The sequence below is a fragment of the Streptomyces sp. NPDC002209 genome (genome assembly GCF_042890265.1).
Lineage (GTDB): Bacteria > Actinomycetota > Actinomycetes > Streptomycetales > Streptomycetaceae > Streptomyces.
Genome location: NZ_JBIARX010000009.1, coordinates 236,196 through 256,424, shown reverse-complemented (window position 1 = coordinate 256,424; position 20,229 = coordinate 236,196). Strand labels below are relative to the sequence as shown.

The window sequence follows — 20,229 nt, the reverse complement described above, 5'->3', positions numbered from 1 at the left end:
TGATGGCCGAACAGTTCGTCGGTTCCGGCTGGGCGTTCCCGATGCGCATCGGACCCACCGGGGGCATTGCCCTGGTCAGTGGTGAGCGCGAGGTCGAGGAGGCCATCCGGCTCGTCCTGGCCACTGCCCCGGGTGAGCGGCCGATGCGCCCCGAGTTCGGCTGCGCCATCCACGACCTCGTCTTCGCCCCGGTCAACGAGCAGACGGCGGGACGCATCCAGCACGAGGTGTACGTGAGCCTGGACCGCTGGGAACCCCGGATAGAGGTCCACGACGTGGAGGTCTCCACCGGTGGCGACCAGAGCGTCCTGTTCATCGACGTCCGGTACTCGATCCGCGGGACGAACAACCCGCGCAGCCTCGTCTTCCCCTTCTACGTCATCCCCTCCCACGACGAGCCGGGCGCGCCGGGCTCCTTGGAAAGCGACCACTGATGTCCCTGCCCTCCCCCAATCTCGACGACCGGCGCTTCCAGCAGTTCGTCGACGACGCCAAGCGCTACATCCAGCAGCGCGCCCCGGAATGGACCGACCACAACGTCTCCGACCCCGGCGTCACGCTCGTCGAGACGGTCGCGCACATGGCGGACCAGATCGTCTACCGGCTCAACCGCGTCCCGGAGAAGAACCACCTCGCCTTCCTCGACCTGGTGGGCATCACCCTCTTCCCGCCCTCCGCGGCGCGCACGGACGTCACCTTCTGGCTGTCCGCGCCCCAAGAGGACGTGGTCCTGGTCCCGGCCGGTGCCGAAGTCGCCACCCTGCGCACCGAGCGGGAGGAGGCCGTCGTCTTCGCAACCGAGCGCGACCTGGCCGTCGTCCCGTGCGCGACGTCCCACGTGGTGGTGCAGCACCGCGGGCAGCCCGTGGCGGACCGCACCACGGACCTCGCCGAGGGCAAGGACGTGCTGTGCTTCGCCGAGGCCCCGAACCCCGGCGACTGCATGCTCATCGGTCTCACCGCGGCTGCCCCGTACTGCGTGCTCGCCCTGGAACTCGACAGCCGCGTCGACGGCGTCGGCGTCGATCCGCGCCAGCCGCCCCTGCTGTGGGAGGCGTGGACCGAGGACGGCTGGCAGCCCTGCGAGGTGGACCGTGACGGCACCGGCGGTCTCAACCGCCCCGGCGACGTCGTCCTGCACCTGCCCGGCGGCCATGTGCTCTCACGTAACGGCGGGCGGGAGGCCGGCTGGGTCCGCTGCCGCGTCACCGATCCGCTGCCGGGCCAGCCCTTCTACACCACCTCGCCGAGCATCCGCTCCGTCGAGGCGTACACCATCGGGGCCACCACCCGCGCCGTGCACGCCGAGACCGTCCACGACGAGGCACTCGGCGAAGCAACCGGACTGCCCGGCCAGCGGCTGCGGCTCACCCACGCCCCGGTCGTCGCCGACGACCCGCCGCTGCTCCTGCAGACCGCCGACGACGACGGCTGGCAGGACTGGCAGGTGGTCCCGCACTTCGCCGCGTCCCGGCCCGGCGACCACCACGTCACCCTGGACGCCGCCACCGGCGAGATCGCCTTCGGGCCGGCCGTCCGCGAACCGGACGGGACGCTGCGCCAGTACGGCGCGGTCGCCCCCAAGGGCTCCGTGGTCCGCGCCCACCGCTACCGCACCGGCGGCGGACGCGGCGGCAACGTCGCGCGCGGCGCCGTCCAGGTGCTGCGCACCTCCATCCCGTACGTGGCCGAGGTCGTCAACCGCGAGGCGGCGCGCGGCGGCGTCGACGGCGAGACGGTGGAGGAGGCCAAGCTGCGGGCACCGATCACGCTCCGCGCCCAGGACCGCGCCGTCACCCTGCGCGACTACGAGGAGCTCGCCCGGCGCGCCGCGCCGGAGACCGCGCGCATCACCTGTCTGGAGGGCGGGGAAGGCGAACACGGCGCCTACGCGGTCCGCGTCCTCGTCGTCCCCCAGGCCGTCCCCGATCCGGGCGGGCGGCTGCGCTTCGAGCAGCTCGTGCCCGGCGACGACCTGCTGCGCCGGATCACCCGCCACCTCGACGAGCGCCGTCTCATCGGCACCCGGCTGGCCGTCGGCCCGCCCTACTACCAGGGCGTCACCGTCGTCGCCACGGTGCACGCCTTCCGCGGCGTCGACACCGACCGGGTGCGCCGCCGGGCGCACGACGCGCTCTACCGCCACCTCGACCCGCTGACCGGCGGCGCGGACGGGCAGGGCTGGCCCTTCGGCCGACCCGTCCAGACGGGCGAGCTGTTCGCGGTACTGCAGCGGGTCCCAGGGGTGGAACTCGTCGACCAGGTCGTCCTGCACCCCGCCGATCCCCTCACCGGCAAACGCGGCGACCCGACCGACCGCATCGACCTGGAGCGGGCCTCGCTCGTCTTCTCCTTCGACCATCGTGTCCGGGTGATCGGGGACGACGGGTGACGGCCACTCCCTACCGGGGCTCCGTCGACGGCCTGGGCTCCTCACTCCCGCTGAGCGCGATGCTCCCCGCCGTCTTCGCCGACGACGACCTGGCACAGTGCTTCGTCGGCGGCCTGGACGAGGTCCTCGCACCCATCCTCAACGTACTGGACTGCCTGGACAGCTATTTCGACCCGGCGCTGGCCCCGGCCGACTTCGCGCGGTGGCTCGGCACCTGGGTGGGTGCCGAGACCGACGGCAGCGAGCCCGAGCCCAGGCTGCGAGCCGCCGTCGCGGCCGCCGTCGCGCTGCACCGGGTCCGCGGCACCCGTCGTGGCCTCGCGGAGGCGGTACGACTCGCCTTCGGCGTCGCACCCGAGATCACCGAGAGCGGCGGCGCCGACTGGAACGCCCGCCCGCTCGGCCCCTTCCCCGGCGCCCGGCGGCCCCGGCTGCACGTCACCCTCCGGTTGCCCGAGCCGACTCCGGCCGACACCCACCGCCTGGACTCCCTCGTCGCCGCCGCCCGCCCCGCCCACATGCCGTACACGGTCGAAGTGACCGCCACCGAAAGGATTCTCGAGACATGACCACGCAGAACTGCCCCGAGTGCGGAACGCGCGCAGAACCGGGCCAGTCCTTCTGCAACGCGTGCGGCGCCGTGCTCGGCTGGGACCAGGGCGCCGCCCGCGCCGCGCGGCCCGCCGCCGACGCCGCGAGGCCGCCGCACGAGGCCGCACGGCCTGCCGGAACCGCGCCCGACGCCCGGACGACGGGCGGCTCCGGCGGTTCGCAGGGACCGGCATCGGTTCCGCAGAGGACGGTGGGCCCGGGGACTGCGACGGGTTCGCAAGGCCCGGGAACGGTCGGCGCGCCGGGGCACGAGGGGCCGGGGCACGAGGGGTCGGGGGGCGCGGGGTCGGGGGGGCCGGCGCGCCGGGACGTCCCGTCGCCGGACGACAGCGCGTCGCCGGAGGGCGCCGCGCTGAGCGACACCATGTCCGACCGGGCCCGATCCCTCCTGGTGCCCGTGGCGGACGCGGACTCGCCGCGCCCCGCTCCGGCCGCCGCCGCACCGGTCCTGCCCGGCCGACCGGACACCGACCGGCCCACGGTACGAGCCCCCGGACAGCAGCCCGGCGTCGAGGGCAGCCCGCCGTGCCGGTGGTGCTCGACGCCCAACCGTGCCGACCGCCACTACTGCGTGCGCTGCGCCATGCCGCTGGCCGAAACCGGCGAGGCCGCCGTTCCCGGACGGGCGCCCTGGTGGCGCAGCCTCTTCGACGGGCGGCACCGTGAGACGCCGTGGGCGGGCGACCGCCCCCGGCTGCGCCGGGTCTTCGACCGCATCGGCACCTGGATCACCCTCGCCGTCGTCGTCACCCTGGCGATCCTCGGCTTCGTGTACCTGCCCGCCGGCATCCAGGCCGCCCGGGACCACTTCGCCAAGCGGGCTCCGGTCGCCCCGGACCGGATCGCGGCCTCCCGCTCGTATCCCGGCCACCAGCCGGAGCTCGTCCTCGACAAGCGCAGCAACACCTGGTGGGGGCCCGGCGTCTCACAGTCCGGCCAAGGCGAGTGGATCGAGGCCACCTTCAGCGAGCCGACCCGGCTGCTGGACCTGATCATCACCCCGGGCGTCTCCGCGCGGGCCGACAAGACCGGCGAGTCCGCCCTTCCGCACCGCGTCACGGCGACGATCACCGGGAAGGACGGCAGGGTCACCACGCGCCGGCTGACCCTGGACCAGGGGGCTGGCGGCCAGCGGCGTCCGTTCCCCGTCGGCGAGGTCACGAAGGTCCGCTTCACCGTCGAGACGTCGCACACGATCTCTGCCGACAAGCAGGTCGCCATCGCGGAGATCGAGTTCTTCGGCCCGTCGAGCGCCAACCGCCCCTGACCGGGCACGCAGGAGCCCGTGCCGGAGCCCTGCACGTGCCCGCCCCGAACCGGGGCGGGCACGTGCAGGGCTCCTGCTCGGGCGCGCCCTCCGGCCCGCTCCAGGGGGTGCCCGTATGGGTTTGGTCAAGCGGGCGCCGGCCGCCGGAGGCCGGGCATCCCACTGCCGCAAGCGCCGTGGTGCGACACGCACAGATGACGCGGCCGATCCTGCTCGGCTACGCCCTCACGGAGCCGGACCAGACTCACTCGATCCGCATGCTGGGCAACATCCTCCACGGCTACGTCAGCCTGGGGCGGCCGGCTGACAAGCGCATCAGCTCCCGGGGAACCAATCCGTACATGACGAAGGTAGCCAACAACCTGGCCGTGGACGCGGTCCGGTCGCCGGAGAGTCCCGTCGAGGACGACCGGAGCGGGCCGCGAAAGGCCCCGCGCCGTCACGCACTCGGGCGGAGGTCACCAGCGCCGCCATCGGGATCGCCGACGCCGAGGGCATCGGGACACCGTCCATGCGGCGCGTCGCCAAGGAACCGAGAACGGGCACAGCCTCGCTCTATCGCTACCTGGCATCCAAAGACGACCTGCTCGACCTCATACTCGACGCCGTAGCGGCCGAAGACGGCGGCCCGCCTGCTCCCACCGGCGACTGGCGCACCGACCTGCGAGGCCTGGCCCATCGCTCCCGGGCCACCTTCCACCGGCATCCCTGGATGACCTCCCTCGCAGCAGGGCGCCCATCACTTGGACCGAACTCCCTCGATGCCATCGAGCACGCACTCGCCGCCCTCGATCCCCTAGGCTTCGATATCGAATGGATGGACGCCCATGCGCCCTACCTCGACAAAGTCGTCAAGAGCGGGCGCCATCCACTCCTCGCCCGGGTCATTCGTGATGCCGAGCTTCCCCACTCGGCCGACAGCGCCGAGCGCGGGTTCGAACTGGGACTCGAGCGGCTCCTCGACGGCTGGGAGGCCAACCCCCGGTCCGGCCCTGACGATCCGGCAGCGTCACCTGGCGGTTCATCGGGGAACTCCACACCCCGACACCAGGTGGCGTGGTCGAAGCCGCGGCGAGGCTCAGACGGGTGCCCATGTCGAGGTCACCTCGCCGTAAGGGCGCACGCGGTACCGAAACAGCGGGGTCAGCCCTCTTTCGTCGGCGGGCGCGAGCAGGTTCACCCAGTCCGGTTCGCCGAGGACTCCTGGAGCACCAGGATGTTCGCGTAGCCCAGGGCGGATTGAAGGAGATCTCGGATCGACGGGCGTCACGACGACGTACCGGCGAGCGAGGCCAGGCGCTCCATCTCGTCCACGCCGTCGTTGCAGCACCGCATACCAGCCGCCGGGCCTTGGGCCGCTCGGGCAGCCGGACGTCGACCTGCAGCCGGGGCTCGTCCTTGAACCAGCGCCGGTCGTAGTCGCACACCGCGCAGACCAGCCGGGCGGCGCGGGCCTGCTTCCTCGACCGGGCGGGCCACTCCGCCGACAGCGCCACCTTGGCGATGACCATGCCATCGGCCCTGGGCGCTGGAACACCGTCATGTCCCAGTGCGGGGCGTCCTGGGCGATGTCGGCGACGGCCTGCTCCAGCGACGGCATCCACGGCGCCAGGTGGACCCGGTCCTTGCGCAGGATGCGCACCTCCGGTCCCTCGCGGATCGCCTTGCTGTAAATGAAGGCGAGCCCGGTCAGGCTGCCGGGGCGGTCAGGACGGCCTTGGCCACCAGCCGGAGATTCCTGATCATCGGATTCGGGTCGCCCTTGCGGCTGACCAGGACGACCTGGCTGGGAGGAGAGCCCTCGATCGGGACGGTGACGAGGTTGGGGCGCAGAGAGCTACGCCGATCGCCGACCGGTAGCACGGCGATCGCCCTGCCACTCGCGACCAGTTCGAGCTTGTCCTCGTAGCTCTCGATCGGCGGCACGTCGGCCCCGAGGATCCGGTAGGAAGTCCAGTCCGCGGTCTCGAACGGGCACGGCGCCACCTCCTCGCCAGCCAGTTCTTCAGCGGTCACCGACGGGCGGCCGGCCAAGGGATGGCCGCTGGGGACCACGAGCATCCGGGGCTCCTCGTACAGAGGGGTGGTGAAGACATCGTCGGCGGCGAGCGGCAGTGGGGCCCGCGCGATCAGAGCGTCGACGCGCTTGTCGGACAGCGCCCCGACGTCGCGGCAGCTCAAGTGCCGCGTGGTGACCTCGGCGTCCGGGTAGCGGCGGCGTAGTTCCCGTACGGCGGCAGTGATCACCAGGTCTTCAACGTAGCCGATCGCGATTTGTTCGGTCTCGGCTTGTTCACGCACGACCAGTTCCGCCTGACGGGCGGCCTGCAGCAGGGCTTGGGCCTGGGGGAGGAACCGCTGGCCGGCCGGAGTGAGCCGGGTGCCCTGGGGTACGCGGTCCAGCAGTCGTGTGCCGAGATGCTTCTCAAGCCGTTGGATCTGGCGGCTCAGCGCCGGCTGGGCCACGTGCAAGTCGGCGGCGGCCCGGCCGAAGTGCTGGTGTGCCGCCACCACGGTGAAGTAGCGCACCAGCCGCAGTTCCAGGTCCTGTCCGAGATCGTTCACCCTTGCAGCGTACGCGTCATGCCGTTTCGGAATGATCAGGTTGCAGAACCGGTCTTGGACGGCCATGCAGTCCTGGGCCTTGACTGCAGGAGCAACGTTTCCCCAAGAAGGCGACAGACACGATGAAGGCAATCCAGTTCCACGAAGCCGGCGGGCCGGAAGTTTTGCAGTATGACGAGGTGACGGATCCCGAGATCGGCCCGGGCGAAGTGCTCGTCCGGGTGCACGCGGCGGGCATCAACCCGCCGGACTGGTACCTGCGTGAGGGGATGAAGGTCATGCCGGCCGAGATGAGGCCGACGCTGGAGTTCCCTCTGATCCCCGGAACGGACATGTCGGGCGTGGTCCAGGCAGTCGCTCCGGACGTGCTGGGGTTCGCCGTCGGTGACGAGGTCTTCGGCATGCTGCGGTTCCCCGGATTCGACGGCCGGACGTACGCCGAGTACGTGGCCGCGCCGGCTTCGGACCTAGCTCACAAGCCGGCCGGTATCGACCACGTTCAGGCAGCTGGAGCGCCGATGGCCGTGCTTACGGCCTGGCAGTATCTGGTTGATCTCGGCCACGACGTGCCGTCTGTTTTCACCGGCCAGGTGCACCAGCCGGTGCCGATCACGCCGGGGATGACCGTGCTGGTCAACGGGGCCGCCGGTGGAGTGGGCCACTTCGCGGTACAGCTGGCGAAATGGAAGGGGGCACACGTAATCGCGGTGGCCTCGGGCCGGCACGAGCAGTTCCTGCGCCAGCTCGGCGCCGATGAGTTCATCGACTACACCAGGACGCAGGCCGCGGACGCGGTCAGCGGTGTCGACCTGGTGATCGACACCGTGGGTGGCCCAGACAGCTCACGCTTCCTGACTGTGCTCAAGCGCGGCGGCACCATGCTTCCGGTGTTCTTCGCCCAGTACGACCCGGAAGAGACGGCTAGTCTGGGCATCACAGTCTCGAACATTCAGGTGCGTTCCAACGGCCCCCAGCTCGCCCAGATCGGGCGCCTGTTCGACGAGGGCAAGCTCCAGGTCGGGGTGGACAGCACCTACCCGCTGCCCGAGGCAGGCAGCGCACACGCCCGAGCCGCGCAAGGTCACATCCAAGGCAAGATCGTGCTGACGGTGGTCTCGTGATCGCCGAACTCCAGCAGGCGCTCTGACGTCTGCCGTGCCGAGCGGCACACGGCGTGACCAGCACCGCCGACACCGCCCGGGACCACCAGACCCACGGGGCTCAGTGACGCGCGACCCTAACCGCGGACAGCAGCAGGGCTCGGCCCGCCCTGCCTGGCCTGTTCGGCCACGGCGTTTCTCCCGTCGATCAGGTCTCGGACGAGCCCGGACCCCGCATGGCGCCTGTCAGCGGGGCCAGTGCGCGCCATCCCATCGTCTCGTACAGGGCTCGGCCTTCCGGCGTCGCGCCCAGCACACCTGCCGTGGCGCCCTGCCCTGCGGCGGCGGCAGTGAGCCTGCGCATCACCAGGCGTCCCAGGCCGCGGCGCTGGTGGGCCGGGTCGGTCTCCACCTGGTCGAAGACGGCACTGAAGCCGGTGACGGCGATCTGGCCGCGCGCGGCGAAGGCGCCGTCGGCGGTGCGCACCAGAGCGCGGGTGACGCCGGCCCGGGTCCAGGTATTCAGCCGGTAGCCGTCGGGGGTTTCGGTCTGGGCCCGGGTGTGGCCGGTGGGTAGCGAGGTGGACATCAGGTAGCCGGTTCCGCCGGCGAGGTGCCAGCCAGGGGCAAGCCAGGGTTCAAGTGTTTCCGGTGGGACGAATGCCTTCAACCAGATGCCGGGCGCGGTGGCGTGCTCCGTGACCTTGTGGACGGTCGCTTCATCCGCGGAATGCAGGACGTGGCGCATGACGTGTCCGGGAAGGCCGACGTCGATGGTGAAACCCCAAGTACGGGGCACAGGTTGGGCTGCGCCGCGCGAAGCGGTCCAACCGTGGACCCAGGCTCGTGCCGCCTCGGCCGTGTGCGCGAAAGGCAAGACTCCCCCTCGAGTAGGTAATAGACAAACTCGCAGTAGGATTATTACATCAGGAGGTCGTGTCGGATCGTGAAGGACGCCGTGCTCCAGCAAGCACCTGCAGGCTTCCGCTCCGAGCCATCAGGGGTGCGGCGCATCCGGTCGGGCAGCCACGCGTATCCGTGGGCAAGGAGCCCGAGCGTGCTGTCGTTCCAGGGGACGACGGAATTCCCGACGACGGGGCGCACGACCCCTGGGGGTGCATCTGCGCCACCGTTCCGGCCATCCCGGTGACCGACGCCCCGACCCCCAAGGCGGCCGGATGCGGACGGCGCTGGGCGTGCATCGCAGCCATGGGCTGGGCCCATTTCGACCTGCTCTCCGGTGAGGCGACCTGATCCGACGGGCTCGGCACGATCTTCCGAATCGTCCCGTGCCGCTCGCTCGGGATGCTGGACCTCTGCGACAACGTGCTGCGGGAGGCGGCAGGACGCGCCCCGGTGGGCGCGGCTCCTGCGGGCCCCGTTCGACGGAGCGGAACCACCTGGGCTCGTGATCCGGTTCGGCGTTCACGGCGACGTCCGCGTCCACACCTCCCCTCCGGGAGGAGGCCGCCGTCGCCTTCGCATGACGTGGAACGGGCGCGGTCAGAGGACCTTGGACAGGAAGGCGCGGGTACGGACGTGCTGCGGGTCGTCCAAGACGGCCGCGGGTGGCCCCTGTTCGACGACGGCTCCGCCGTCCATGAATACGACCGTGTCGGCGACCTCGCGGGCGAAGCCGATCTCGTGCGTCACGACGATCATGGTGGTTCCGGCGCGGGCCAGGTCCTTGATGACGTCCAGGACCTCCCCCACCAGCTCCGGGTCGAGCGCCGAGGTCGGCTCGTCGAAGAGCAGTACCTTGGGTTCGAGGGCGAGCGCGCGGGCGATGGCCACGCGCTGCTGCTGCCCGCCGGACAACTGCAGCGGGTATGCGTCGGACTTGTCGGAAAGGCCGACGCGGTCCAGCAGCCGGCGGGCCGTCGCCTCCGCCTCCTGCCTCGGGCGGCGCAGCGCCGAGACCGGGGCCTCGAGGAGGTTGTCCAGCACGGTGAGGTGCGGGAAGAGGTTGAAGTTCTGGAAGACGAACCCGATGCGGGTGCGCTGCCGAAGAACCTCCTTCTCCTTCAGCTCGTACAGCCTGCCGCGGGAGCTGCGGTATCCGATGAGGTCACCGTCGACGTTGATCCAGCCGCGGTCGACCTTCTCCAAGTGGTTGATGGTGCGCAGGAGCGTGGACTTCCCCGAGCCGGAGGGACCGAGGATCACGGTGACTTCGCCGGCGCGGACTTTCAGGTCGACGCCGCGCAGTACCACCAGTGGCCCGAAGCTCTTGTGGACGCCGCGCACCTCGACCATGACGTCGCTCACGGCCTCTCCCTTCACGTGTGCTCGGCCGGGTTGATCTGCGACGTGTCGATCGCGGAGGCGGTGGTGCCCCACTTCTTCAGGATCCGCGCGTAAGTGCCGTTCCTGATCAGCTCGTTGACGGCGGCCTGGAGAGCCGGGGTGAGCGGGGAACCCTTCTTGAAGGCGAAGCCGACGTCGAGGCGGTGGTACTCGCCGAGGAAAGTGGTCTGCGCGGCGGGCTGTGCGGCCTGGTGGCGCAGGCCGTTGATCGTCGACATGACGACGTCGATCCGGCCCTGCTGCAGGGCGGTGGTGACGGCCCCGGTCTCGGAGAAGACCTTGACCTCGAACGGCTTCTTGCCGGCTGCAGCGCAGACGCCCTTCTGCGCGGTGAGGGTCTTCTCGAACGTCGTGCCCGCGCCGGTTCCGATGGTCAGTCCGCACAGCTGGGTGAGGTCGGATACCTGCGTGGTCAGGGTGGTGTTGCCCGTCTTGACCGCAAACCCCTGCCCGTCGTTGATGTAGGTGACGAAGTCGATGGTCTTCAGGCGTTCGGTGGTGACGCCGAAGTTGCCCGTCCCGAAGTCGTACTTGCCGCTGCCGAGCGCGGGCAGGATCGTCTCGAAGGACGCGTCCTGGCGCTCCAGCTTCACGCCGAGGACCTTGGCCACCGCGTCGGCGATGTCGATGTCCTGGCCTGCGGGCGGCTTGTCCTGCCCGTTCGGGTAGTACGCCGCGGGCGGGGATCCGACGGAGCCGCCGACCCGCAGGGTCCCCGCCTTACGGACCTCGGCGGGCAGGAGGGCGGCGACCGAGTCCACGGCCTGAACGCCGGCGACGGGGTCGTCGGCCGGTGCGGGGGACACCTGGGCACCCGCCACGGCCGGGGCCCCGCCGCCGGAGCCACAGGCGGTCAGCGCCAGGAGGGGCAGGAGGGCGAAGGCGGCGGCGCGCAGGCGGGTGCGGATCCCGTTCCCGGGGAGGTTCACGGCGGGAAGGCCTTTCCGTTGCGGGACATGGCCCCGGGGCGGGGCATGGCGATTTGGCGGGGCGTGCGTGCTGCGGAGGTCACCCGCGCGCCGCCGCAAGGGTCTGGTGCGGGTCGTGTGCCGCGTGCGCGGCTTCACGTTCGGCGTCGCGCTTCGCGACCTCCTCGCGGACGAGCGGGATCACGTGCCGGCCGAAGTCGACGGCGTCGCCCAGCAGGTCGTAGCCGCGAGCCGAGAGGACGTCCACGCCGAGGTCGTAATAGTCCAGCAATGCCTGGGCGACCGTCTCCGGGGTGCCGACCAGGGCGTTGGAGTTGCCGGCGCCGCCGGTGGCGGCGGCGGTCGGGGTCCACAGCGCCCGGTCGTAACGCTCCCCCGCCTCGGCTATGGCGACCAGCCGCTGTGATCCGGTGTTCTGAGGTGCGGCAGCCTCCAGGACGCCGTTGCGGTGGTGTCGTACGAGGCCTGCCTGCCGCCGCTGCTTGATGGCGCCCACCGTGCGGTGGGCCTTCTCCCAGGCCAGTTCCTCGGTCGCGGCGATGATCGGGCGGAACGCGACCTGGATGCGCGGCACGTCGGTGCGGCCCGCAGCCTTCGCGGCGGCCTTCACGGCCTCGATCTGCTCGGCGGTCTTCGCGAGCGGCTCGCCCCACAGGCAGTAGATGTCGGCCTCCGCGCCGCCGGCGGCGTACGCGGCGGGTGAGGAGCCGCCGAACGAGACGTTCGGACGCGGCTGCTGGACGGGGAAGACATCGCTGACGAAGTCGTGGAAGCGGTAGTGCTCGCCCTCGTGGTCGAAGGGCTCGCGGGTGGTCCAGATCTTCTTGACGATCCGGATGTACTCGCGGGTGCGGGCGTAGCGCTCGTCCTTGGTCAGGGTGTCGCCCTCGCGGCCCTGCTCGTGGTCGTTGCCGCCGGTGGTGAAGTGGACGGTCAGTCGGCCCTCGCTGATCTGGTCCAGGGTGGCGAAGGTCTTGGCGGCGTAGGTGGGGTACGAGACGTTGGGCCGGTGGGCGAGCAGGATCTGGAGGTGGTCCAGCCTGCTCGCGATGTACGCGGCCGCCGGTGCGGGGTCCGGGGATCCGGAGCCGTAGGCGAACAGCACGCGGTCCCAGCCGTGGTCCTCGTGCGCCCGGGCGAGGCGGAGCGTGTACTCCTTGTCGAAGGCGGCGCCGGATCGCGCGGTCGTTTCGGAGCCGTCGTTGGTCGCGGCGATGCCGAGGAATTCCACGGGCATGGGGTGGGCCTTTCGGAAGGGCGATGGACCGAGCGCGCGGGCATGAACGAGCAGCCGCTGCTGCAACGGAAAACAAGGGGACGTCAAAGACGCACACATACGGGGTGATACGGGCGTGACGACACGGGAGGTCAGCAGGATCGGGGCGGCGGCAGCGCACGTCCGGATTCGCGGCAGCGTGCCTCGTACGGCTCACTGCCCGCGTCCGGTGGGTGGTGTGCGAAGGGGGATCTCGGCCCGCGACGGGGTCACCGAGGGAGGGAAGGGCCGATCAGACAGCCCGCTGCCGCGTCAGGCGCAACACGCCGCGGACCACACCCGACCGAAGTCGATGTAGTCGCGCGAGACCAAGCGCTGATGGGCATTCATGCCACTACTTGAGCAGTACATGCTGCTCTTCGTCAAGCAACGGCCCGTGAATTGGACGGCTCCGGCCGCCCGAGCCTCGCGTGGTTGACACGGCCCGGCCGTGGGCACATACGATCGACGACGGAGCGGCTCCGCCCACACGGAAACCCCTCCGCCCGCGTTGAGGGACGCGGCGAGCGTGACGACACGAGTACCCCTTCCCGGCAGCACCGCATCCGCACGGTCCCGTGACGTGCTTCCGCGCCGCGCCGCCGGGTGGTCGTCCACGCCCACCCCTCCCCTGGAGAGCCTCCCCCATGGCCACCCCGCCCGATTGCTCCGATCTTGCCGACGCATCCGACACCATCACCGCTCGCGCCAGGGCGGCCGCCACCCTGGCGAAGGAAGCCCGAGCGCAGGGCACCGCCGGGACCGAGCTGCCACCGATCGTCCCGCGCCGGCGCATCGGCATCCGGCTGTCCGCTGCCGCCGCGCTGCTCGTCTTCACGATGGTGCTGGCCTCCGTCGTCCGCAACGAGGCCTTCCAATGGGACGTGGTGGGACGGTACTTCACCACCGCCGCCGTACTCGACGGGCTGCTGCTCACACTGTGGCTGACCGGCGCGGTGATGGTGCTCGGATTCCTGTTCGGTACCGTGCTGGCGGTCATGCGCCTCTCCGCCAATCCGGTCCTGCGGACTCTGAGTTGGGGTTACGTGTGGATCTTCCGGTCCACGCCGCTGCTGGTACAGCTACTGTTCTGGTTCAACATCGGCGCCCTGTATCCCACGCTCGGCCTCGGCATCCCGTACGGCCCCGAGCTCTTCACCATCAAGACGGTGAATCTCCTGGGCCCGACCCTCACCGCCGTCATCGGCCTGACCCTGCATGAGTCCGCGTACGCCGCCGAGGTGGTGCGCGGCGGCATCCTCTCCGTGGACCCCGGCCAGACCGAGGCCGCACAGGCACTCGGCCTGAGCAGGCGCCGCACCTTGCGCCGGATCGTCGTTCCCCAGGCCATGCGGTCGATCGTGCCGACCGCCGGGAACATGCTGATCGGCACGCTCAAGGGCACCAGCATCGTCAGCGTGCTGGCCGTACACGACCTGCTGTACTCGGTACAGCTGGTCTACAACCAGAACTACCAGGTGGTCCCACTGCTGATGGTCGCCACTCTCTGGTACATCGCCGTCACGACCGTGCTGAGCGGGGGCCAGTACTACGTTGAGCGGTACTACGCGCGCGGCACGACCCGCGGCCTGCCGGCCGCGCCGCCCCAGCGACTGCGCATCCGGCTGACCGCCCTGCGCGCCCGGCTGCACATGCTGACCGCCCCCGGAGGGCGGTAACCCCACGGCAGGCACATGTGACCGCATCGACGTCTCTTGCAAGGAAGGCGAGGTGTGCCTGGCCTGTCCTCGAGGCGCCGTTGACAAGGTGGAGCAGCGAGGGCCCGGCAGCTCGCCGTGGGTGGCTGCGGCGGCCAGCCGAAGCATGCCGAGGAGGGGGCTCCAGGCCCCTCGGGGTATGGAGGGGGACGAGGTAGCACCGAGGGCCACGTTCCCGACCGGGGTCCTGGGCTCCCCCGCGGCCGCTGACGCGAACGGACATCCGGCAAAAGGCACGCCGCAGCACATGGCGCTTCGGTCGGTCCTGACGGACTTGGTCACGGGGCTGGGCTGAGATGCTGTTCCAGCCAGTCCGCGGCAGCACGCCGGTAGAGCCGCCGGTTGTCCGCCCGCAGGAATTCGTGGCCCTCGTTGCGCAACGTCAGCTGCCGCGCCGGGACGCCGCGGTCGCGTGCCGCGCGGACGAACTGCTCCGACTCCGTCGGCGGCACGTTGGTGTCGTGCTCCCCGTGGACGGCCAGCACAGGGGCGCGCAACTGATCGATGCGGCTCATCGGGGACAGGGCGCGCAGCAGTTCCCGGTCGCGTTGGGGATGCCCGTACTTGGCGGCTGCGGACTGCGCGATCCACGGCTCCGTACCGGCGAAGAAGGTGGCGAAGTCCGACATCCCGCAGACCGCGACCCCGGCGCGGAAGAGGTCCGGATGCCACACGAGGGAGGCCATGGTGAGGTAGCCGCCGTACGAGCGGCCCATCACCCCGAGCCGCAGGGGGTCGGCGTACCCGAGCGAAACCACATGTGCGGCGCAGTCGGCGACGTCGTCGATCGCCGCGAACCGGCCGGCGCCGAGGTCCGCGTCCACGAAGGACCGGCCCCAGCCGGAGGAGCCGCGGACGTCTGGGGCGAACACGTCCAGACCCCTGCCGAGCAGCTCGTGGTACAGAGGGCTGAACACGGGCCGTTCCTGTTCCTCCGGTCCGCCGTGGAGGTGGATCACGCACGGAGCCGGCCGGCCCGGGTCCTGCTTCGGCGCACGGTAGTACCAGCCGCCGAGCACGAGCCCGTCCCGGGCCTCGCAGCGCAGGGGCACCGGGCTGACGGGAGGCCGCCCGGGCGGGACCGCGTCCTCGTCCCGCGCCGACCAGGCAGTGCGCGCGGGGACGAGTGCCTCGTCCAGTTCCCAGATGCCGGGCCTGCGACGGGATCCCGACAGGGCGGCGAACAGCCCGCCGCGCTCCAAGGGCGCGATGCGAGTCACCACCTCGTGGGGCAGGGTCGCATGGTGCCCCGGTCCGAGAGCGCCGTCCGTGGAATCCGTATGGAGGAGGTGGAGCCCCAGACTTTCCAACTCGGTCGCGCCGTGGGCATTCCAGGCAAGGACGGCCCACCGACCGTGGTCGGGCACACTCAGCAGATCGAGGGCGGACTCCTCCCGCTCGGCGCCGACGGACAGGCCCTGGGACCTTCCCTCCTCGTCCAGCCGTACCCTCAGGAGGGCCGCGAACTCCCGTTCCGCGTCGCTGCGCAGCCAGAGCGTCCGCGCGTCGGCGGAGAACCGGCCGATCCAGGGGTCCCCGTCGGCGACGTGCAGCGCGAAGGTGGTGCGGCCCGAGGCGGTGTCGAGCACCAAGGCCTCCCGTCGGCCGCGCGGGCCGCGGCGGACGAGCGCGAAGCGGCCGTCCGCGCTCATGTCGCACACGCGCAGGGAGGCGGCTCCCTCCTCGGCAAACAGCAGGACCGGTGCGGCAGCTCCGTCCGGATCGACCAAGTAGGCAGCCAGGCTGCCACTTCGAGCCGGGCCGAGGTCCGCGACCGGCGCGCCGCTCGCCGGAGAGCGGCCCGCTTCGAGCACGGACGGCGCGGGGTCCCGCCGGACCGGTTGTTGCGCGGCCCCTCCTTCGAGCAGGGTGGCCGGGCCGCCGCGTCCGGACCACGCCGAGCCCGGTGTCCTTCCGTCTGCCGACGACGCCCCCTCCGCGTCCTGGCGCAAGTGTCCTGGTCCGGCGTGCTCCGAGCCTGCCGGGGAGGGCTGTGCGACCGTGATGGCAAGGGCGGTGCCGTCACGCGTCCAGCACCCGAGGTGAGCCGAACTTCCCGGCTCCGCTCCCGCGAGTACCCGACGTCCGGTTCCGTCCGGGCGCACCACCAGAACGCGAGTGTGCTCGCCGCCCCCCGGCGCCGAGGTGTAGGCGATCCAACGCCCGTCCGGCGACCAGGAAACCTCGGTCACCGGATCGGGGTCGCCATCCAGCACGTGCACCTCCACCCCCCGTGCGGGCCCGCTCCACAGCTGGGGAACCCCGGCCCGGTCGCAGATGAACGCCACGTGCTCGCCCGTCGGGTCGGCCGACGGGTACCAGCATCCGTGGGCGGTCAGGAGGGTCGGCGGGTCGACGCCGCGATGCCCGGGCATCCGAATCGGCGCGGGGGCCGGAGCCGGGCCCGCCACGGGGTCCGCTGGAGGCGCTCCGGCAGCGGGGGGTTCGGCCGCCCCGCGGGGCGTTTCGTCCGCGGGCCTCAGGGGTTTCGTGTGCTCCAGGGGCATGGGCCGCCTCTCCCAGGCTTCCGCTTCAGGTGTCGACCGCTCACATACCGTGCGTTTGCAGCCAGATTTCCAACGACGCGACCTGCCACAGGGTGTTGGCCCCGCGTTTGGTGCGATGGTGGTTGGGTGCCTCAAGCAGCTCGTGGACCAGGCGCTGGTCGAAGATGCCGCGTCGGCGTGCTTCCGGGGCCGTGAGGGCGTCGCGTACGCGAGCGAGCACGGGCTCGGCCATGTGCCGGACCGCAGGCACCGGGAAGTAGCCCTTCGGGCGGTCGACGACTTCAGGCGGCAGGATCTTGCGTCCGATGTCCTTGAGCACGCCCTTGCCACCCTGCGCGAGCTTGAGCTGCGGAGGGCAGGCTGAGGCCAGCTCGACGAGCTCGTGGTCCAGGAAGGGCACCCTCGCCTCCAAGCCCCAGGCCATCGTCATGTTGTCGACCCGCTTGACCGGGTCGTCGGGCATGAGCGCGTGGACGTCCATGCGCAGGGCCGCGTCGAGGGCGGTCGCAGCCCCCGGTGCGGCCATGTGCGCCCGGACGAACTCCCTTGAGGCGTCGTGGTCGGCGGTGAAGTCGGGGTGCAGCATTGCGGTGAGATCGGCGTGCGTCCGGTCGAAGTACGTGTCCGCGTACACCTCGTCGGCGTCCGGCCGGGCGGCCGAGGCGATCCGCGGGTACCAGTGGTAGCCGGCGAACACCTCGTCCGCGCCCTGGCCGCAGAGCACGACCTTGACCTCCTTGGAAACCTGTTCCGACAGCATGTGGAACCCGACGGCGTCGTGGCTGATCATCGGCTCGCTCATGGCGCGGATCGCGGCTTCCAGCGCCGACGGAAGCCGATCGGACGAGATCATGAACTGATGGTGGTCGGTCGAGAACCGTCGCGCGACCAGGTCCGAATACGGGAACTCGTCTCCGCCCTCCCCGTTCTCCGCCTCGAAGCCCATCGCGAAGGTCGCGAGGTCCTCCTGCCCCGCTTCGGCGAGCAGCGCCACGATCAGACTGGAGTCCAGCCCGCCCGACAGGAGCACGCCCACGGGGACGTCCGCGACCGTGCGCCGCCGGACCGCCGTGCGCAGCGCGTCGTGTACCGCCTCCTGCCAGAGCGCCGGGTCCTCGCCGAACTCGGATCGCCGGGTGTACGACGGCTGCCAATAGCAGTGGTCACGGTGTCTGCCGTCCCGCTCCACGACGCGCACGGTGGCCGGCGGGATCTTCCGCACGCCGGCCAGTACGGTACGGGGCGCCGGAACCGTACCGTGCCAGCTCAGGTACTGGTGCAGCGCCACTGTGTCGAGGGACGTGTCGACGCCCCCGCCCGCCAGCAGGGCGGGCAGGGAGGAAGCGAAACGGAGCCGGTCACTGTCCTGGGTGACGTACAGGGGCTTGATGCCCAACCGGTCACGGCCCAGTACGACACGGCCGGTGTGGTGCTCGACCACGGCGAAGGCGAACATGCCGATGAGGGACTCAACGCACTCCGGGCCCCACTCGGCGTACGCCTTGACGACCACCTCGGTGTCGGAGCGGGAGAAGAAGCTGTGCCCGAGCCCCTCCAGGCGCTCACGCAGCTCACGGTAGTTGTAGACGCAACCGTTGAAGACGACGGTGAGACCCAGCCGGGTATCGGTCATGGGCTGGGCGCCGCACTCGGAAAGATCGATGATCTTAAGGCGCCGATGCCCCAGCGCCACCGAGCCCTGCGACCACGCCCCTCGGCCGTCCGGTCCCCGCGGCTCCAGAACATCGGTCATGCGTTCGATCGCGGCGAGGTCCGGCCGGGTGCCGTCAAACCGCATTTCCCCGCTCAGACCGCACACGGGGCACCCACCACGTGCACGGCACCTCGGGGACGCCACCCCCTCGGGACCTCATCTCTCGTGGAGCACCTGGTCACGTACGCCATCACTACACTCCTGTACCACTTCGGCCGACAATGGGCGGGCCGGCCCGAACGGCGATCGACACTTCAGGCACCTGCCCGTCCGAGCGCCCCTTAAGCGGTCGCTCTTCCTCGACGCCGCAGGCGGCCGCACTGCTGACCCGCTCCGGACAGGAGGATCGGCTTCACACGACTTCTCCTCACGGAGGACACCACGGCTCCCTACGTATGCCCGTGCAGCCCTCCCGTTCCCCGCAGACCACTCGACCGGCCCCCTGGAGAGGGCGGCCGAGCGGCCGAACCACCCCACTGGCCGCCACGCGCCAGCAGCGCTGCCGGAGTCGACCGCCAGCCCCCGGCCCGCGCGCCCGCGCACGGTGCGGCAGGGCGCACAGGGTGTAACCGGGGTCGCTGTTCCCGGGCGCGCTGAAGGCGGGATGCCGAGGATGGCTTCTGAGGTGGCCCGGTGAGCGCCGCCGCAGAGACGACAACAGCGCACGAACACGCTCCGCTGCCGGCCGAGCCCGCTCAGCATCCTGCTGGGCGGCCAGAACCTCCTCCTGCCGCTCCTGCGCATCCGCGGCCGGCAGAGCGCCGGCCTGCTCCGGCGGCCGCGGTCTCGGCGCCGGTGCGGTCATGACTGGCGGTCCCGTTGGCGCCACGACGCCCCCCGCCGCAAAACGGCCTCTCCAGAAGCAGGAACAACTTGCGTCGTGCCTCGGTCTGGATCTCCAGCCAGCGCTCGGCCTCCGCGACCCCGGCCGACAGCTACTCCTGGATCTCCCTCCAGACCCCCGCCACCGCGGCGAGATCGCGGAGCCCGATGCTGAGCTTGGCCTTTAACCTCGTTGCCCCTTTCAAGCGGACGTGTTCGGTGGGGGTTTCGGCTCTCCCTAAACCCGGCCGAACAGGCAACTCTTCCGAGTGATTGCATGCATACGGAACGTTATCTAGCCTGTTGCCGCAGGGAACTTGGACCGATCAGAAATTGGGATGCGGCATGGCTGTGCGAAGCGTTCGAGGATTTCGTAGGTTGTTCACCGCAATGGCGGGGGCGGGACTGCTGGCCGGCTTGTTCAGCACCTCCCCTGCTGCTGCTGCGGGGGAGGTGGAGTTCAAGGCGTTCAGTCTCTGGTTCGATGTCGGCGAACTCTCCAACACCAACAAGTGCATCCCGTCCTGGGTGACGGCCCGGTACAGGGACGCATCCGGCAGCGACACCTGGACCAGGCTGGTGCGCACCAACACCAACGGCTGCGACTCCGACCAGGAGCACCTGCAGAAGTTCGGCGACTTTCAGAACACCAACAGCCGGGTCAACCTGCTGGCCGGCCCCAAGCCGGCGAACCACATCGTCTGGAAGGACCTCACCAGTCTGACCCTGACGGTGAGCACACCGAACACCCCTCCAGGCCGTCAGAAGAATGTGAAAATCATTCGGGAAGAAATCTGGGGCCAGGACACCAACAACAACTGGCATAAGCTTTTCGACAAGCCCTACACTTACGTGTTCGCCGATGGCTACAACGACTTCGAGATGTTCGTCGACCACTAAGTTTGATCTTTAACCTCGCCCGTCATCCGACCTGCTGAGATCTACCGTTTCCGGGGGCACGTGACGCGGCCGCCCTCCGCGCTTCGAGATGACCAGTAACGAAGTGTCGAGGAACGGCCGCTGAGGACGGGTTTCCCTGTT

Annotated in this window: 15 protein-coding genes and 1 pseudogene; 9 read left to right on the top strand and 7 right to left on the bottom strand. The window is 70.7% G+C overall.

Annotation, left to right across the window (positions count from 1 at the left end; translation table 11 throughout):
- Window positions 1–2: 2 nt before the first annotated feature.
- The 6 genes and pseudogenes from ACFYXK_RS20265 (at window position 3) to ACFYXK_RS20240 (ending at window position 5,499) form a co-directional block, all read left to right on the top strand.
- Complete coding sequence (locus ACFYXK_RS20265) at window positions 3–434, top strand: GPW/gp25 family protein (RefSeq protein WP_389412361.1); 432 nt, start codon at window positions 3–5, stop codon at window positions 432–434.
- Window positions 434–2,392, top strand: coding sequence for a putative baseplate assembly protein (locus tag ACFYXK_RS20260; RefSeq protein WP_389412360.1), 1,959 nt, complete (start codon window positions 434–436; stop codon window positions 2,390–2,392). The genes ACFYXK_RS20265 and ACFYXK_RS20260 overlap by 1 nt, the downstream gene beginning before the upstream one ends.
- Window positions 2,393–2,451: 59 nt before the next feature.
- Entirely contained in the window at window positions 2,452–2,961 is a 510-nt protein-coding gene (locus tag ACFYXK_RS20255; RefSeq protein ID WP_389412430.1) for a phage tail protein, read from the top strand.
- Window positions 2,958–4,271, top strand: coding sequence for a zinc ribbon domain-containing protein (locus ACFYXK_RS20250; RefSeq protein ID WP_389412359.1), 1,314 nt, complete (start codon window positions 2,958–2,960; stop codon window positions 4,269–4,271). The genes ACFYXK_RS20255 and ACFYXK_RS20250 overlap by 4 nt, the downstream gene beginning before the upstream one ends.
- Before the next feature lie 164 nt (window positions 4,272–4,435).
- Window positions 4,436–4,564 (top strand): annotated as a pseudogene (locus ACFYXK_RS20245) (TetR family transcriptional regulator); the annotation flags it as partial.
- Between the two features lie 218 nt (window positions 4,565–4,782).
- Window positions 4,783–5,499 (top strand): TetR/AcrR family transcriptional regulator C-terminal domain-containing protein, encoded by a 717-nt coding sequence (locus ACFYXK_RS20240; RefSeq protein ID WP_389412358.1) that lies wholly within the window; start codon window positions 4,783–4,785, stop codon window positions 5,497–5,499.
- 461 nt (window positions 5,500–5,960) lie between these two features.
- On the opposite strand, the gene ACFYXK_RS20235 is transcribed toward ACFYXK_RS20240, so the two are convergent.
- Window positions 5,961–6,902 (bottom strand): LysR family transcriptional regulator, encoded by a 942-nt coding sequence (locus ACFYXK_RS20235; RefSeq protein ID WP_389412357.1) that lies wholly within the window; start codon window positions 6,900–6,902, stop codon window positions 5,961–5,963.
- 56 nt (window positions 6,903–6,958) lie between these two features.
- Between ACFYXK_RS20235 and ACFYXK_RS20230 the strand changes: the two genes are divergently transcribed.
- Window positions 6,959–7,957 carry an NADP-dependent oxidoreductase gene (locus ACFYXK_RS20230; RefSeq protein WP_389412356.1) on the top strand — a complete coding sequence of 333 codons (999 nt, stop codon included), beginning with the start codon at window positions 6,959–6,961 and terminating at the stop codon, window positions 7,955–7,957.
- A 187-nt stretch (window positions 7,958–8,144) separates the two neighbouring features.
- Here ACFYXK_RS20230 and ACFYXK_RS20225 read toward each other — a convergent pair whose 3' ends face one another.
- The 4 genes from ACFYXK_RS20225 to ACFYXK_RS20210 form a co-directional block, all read right to left on the bottom strand.
- Entirely contained in the window at window positions 8,145–8,684 is a 540-nt protein-coding gene (locus ACFYXK_RS20225; protein WP_389412355.1) for a GNAT family N-acetyltransferase, read from the bottom strand.
- 755 nt (window positions 8,685–9,439) lie between these two features.
- Window positions 9,440–10,192 (bottom strand): amino acid ABC transporter ATP-binding protein, encoded by a 753-nt coding sequence (locus ACFYXK_RS20220; protein WP_389412429.1) that lies wholly within the window; start codon window positions 10,190–10,192, stop codon window positions 9,440–9,442.
- Between the two features lie 23 nt (window positions 10,193–10,215).
- Window positions 10,216–11,172 (bottom strand): ABC transporter substrate-binding protein, encoded by a 957-nt coding sequence (locus ACFYXK_RS20215; RefSeq protein WP_389412354.1) that lies wholly within the window; start codon window positions 11,170–11,172, stop codon window positions 10,216–10,218.
- A 79-nt stretch (window positions 11,173–11,251) separates the two neighbouring features.
- Window positions 11,252–12,409 (bottom strand): LLM class flavin-dependent oxidoreductase, encoded by a 1,158-nt coding sequence (locus tag ACFYXK_RS20210; protein WP_389412353.1) that lies wholly within the window; start codon window positions 12,407–12,409, stop codon window positions 11,252–11,254.
- A 665-nt stretch (window positions 12,410–13,074) separates the two neighbouring features.
- Here ACFYXK_RS20210 and ACFYXK_RS20205 point away from each other — a divergent pair.
- A complete protein-coding gene (locus tag ACFYXK_RS20205; protein ID WP_389412352.1) occupies window positions 13,075–14,106 on the top strand; it encodes an amino acid ABC transporter permease in 1,032 nt (343 codons plus the stop codon).
- A 317-nt stretch (window positions 14,107–14,423) separates the two neighbouring features.
- Here the strand turns inward: ACFYXK_RS20205 and ACFYXK_RS20200 are convergent, their stop codons facing one another.
- Window positions 14,424–16,652: a S9 family peptidase gene (locus ACFYXK_RS20200; RefSeq protein WP_389412351.1), complete on the bottom strand. Its 2,229-nt coding sequence runs from the start codon at window positions 16,650–16,652 to the stop codon at window positions 14,424–14,426.
- A 40-nt stretch (window positions 16,653–16,692) separates the two neighbouring features.
- Window positions 16,693–18,471, bottom strand: a complete 1,779-nt coding sequence (locus tag ACFYXK_RS20195; protein ID WP_389412350.1) for an N-acetylglutaminylglutamine amidotransferase — start codon at window positions 18,469–18,471, stop codon at window positions 16,693–16,695.
- 1,095 nt (window positions 18,472–19,566) lie between these two features.
- Between ACFYXK_RS20195 and ACFYXK_RS20190 the strand changes: the two genes are divergently transcribed.
- Complete coding sequence (locus ACFYXK_RS20190) at window positions 19,567–20,088, top strand: hypothetical protein (RefSeq protein WP_389412349.1); 522 nt, start codon at window positions 19,567–19,569, stop codon at window positions 20,086–20,088.
- Window positions 20,089–20,229 lie beyond the last annotated feature (141 nt).

Bases quoted from the DNA above. Each gene is read 5' to 3' on its own strand.
- ACFYXK_RS20200 (WP_389412351.1), bottom strand. From the start codon at position 16,652: ATGCCCCTGGAGCACACGAAACCCCTGAGGCCCGCGGACGAAACGCCC.
- ACFYXK_RS20255 (WP_389412430.1), top strand. From the start codon at position 2,452: ATGCTCCCCGCCGTCTTCGCCGACGACGACCTGGCACAGTGCTTCGTC.
- ACFYXK_RS20260 (WP_389412360.1), top strand. From the start codon at position 434: ATGTCCCTGCCCTCCCCCAATCTCGACGACCGGCGCTTCCAGCAGTTC.
- ACFYXK_RS20250 (WP_389412359.1), top strand. From the start codon at position 2,958: ATGACCACGCAGAACTGCCCCGAGTGCGGAACGCGCGCAGAACCGGGC.
- ACFYXK_RS20220 (WP_389412429.1), bottom strand. From the start codon at position 10,192: ATGGTCGAGGTGCGCGGCGTCCACAAGAGCTTCGGGCCACTGGTGGTA.
- ACFYXK_RS20205 (WP_389412352.1), top strand. From the start codon at position 13,075: ATGGCCACCCCGCCCGATTGCTCCGATCTTGCCGACGCATCCGACACC.
- ACFYXK_RS20235 (WP_389412357.1), bottom strand. From the start codon at position 6,902: ATGGCCGTCCAAGACCGGTTCTGCAACCTGATCATTCCGAAACGGCAT.
- ACFYXK_RS20240 (WP_389412358.1), top strand. From the start codon at position 4,783: ATGCGGCGCGTCGCCAAGGAACCGAGAACGGGCACAGCCTCGCTCTAT.
- ACFYXK_RS20225 (WP_389412355.1), bottom strand. From the start codon at position 8,684: ATGCGCCACGTCCTGCATTCCGCGGATGAAGCGACCGTCCACAAGGTC.
- ACFYXK_RS20210 (WP_389412353.1), bottom strand. From the start codon at position 12,409: ATGCCCGTGGAATTCCTCGGCATCGCCGCGACCAACGACGGCTCCGAA.
- ACFYXK_RS20230 (WP_389412356.1), top strand. From the start codon at position 6,959: ATGAAGGCAATCCAGTTCCACGAAGCCGGCGGGCCGGAAGTTTTGCAG.
- ACFYXK_RS20265 (WP_389412361.1), top strand. From the start codon at position 3: ATGGCCGAACAGTTCGTCGGTTCCGGCTGGGCGTTCCCGATGCGCATC.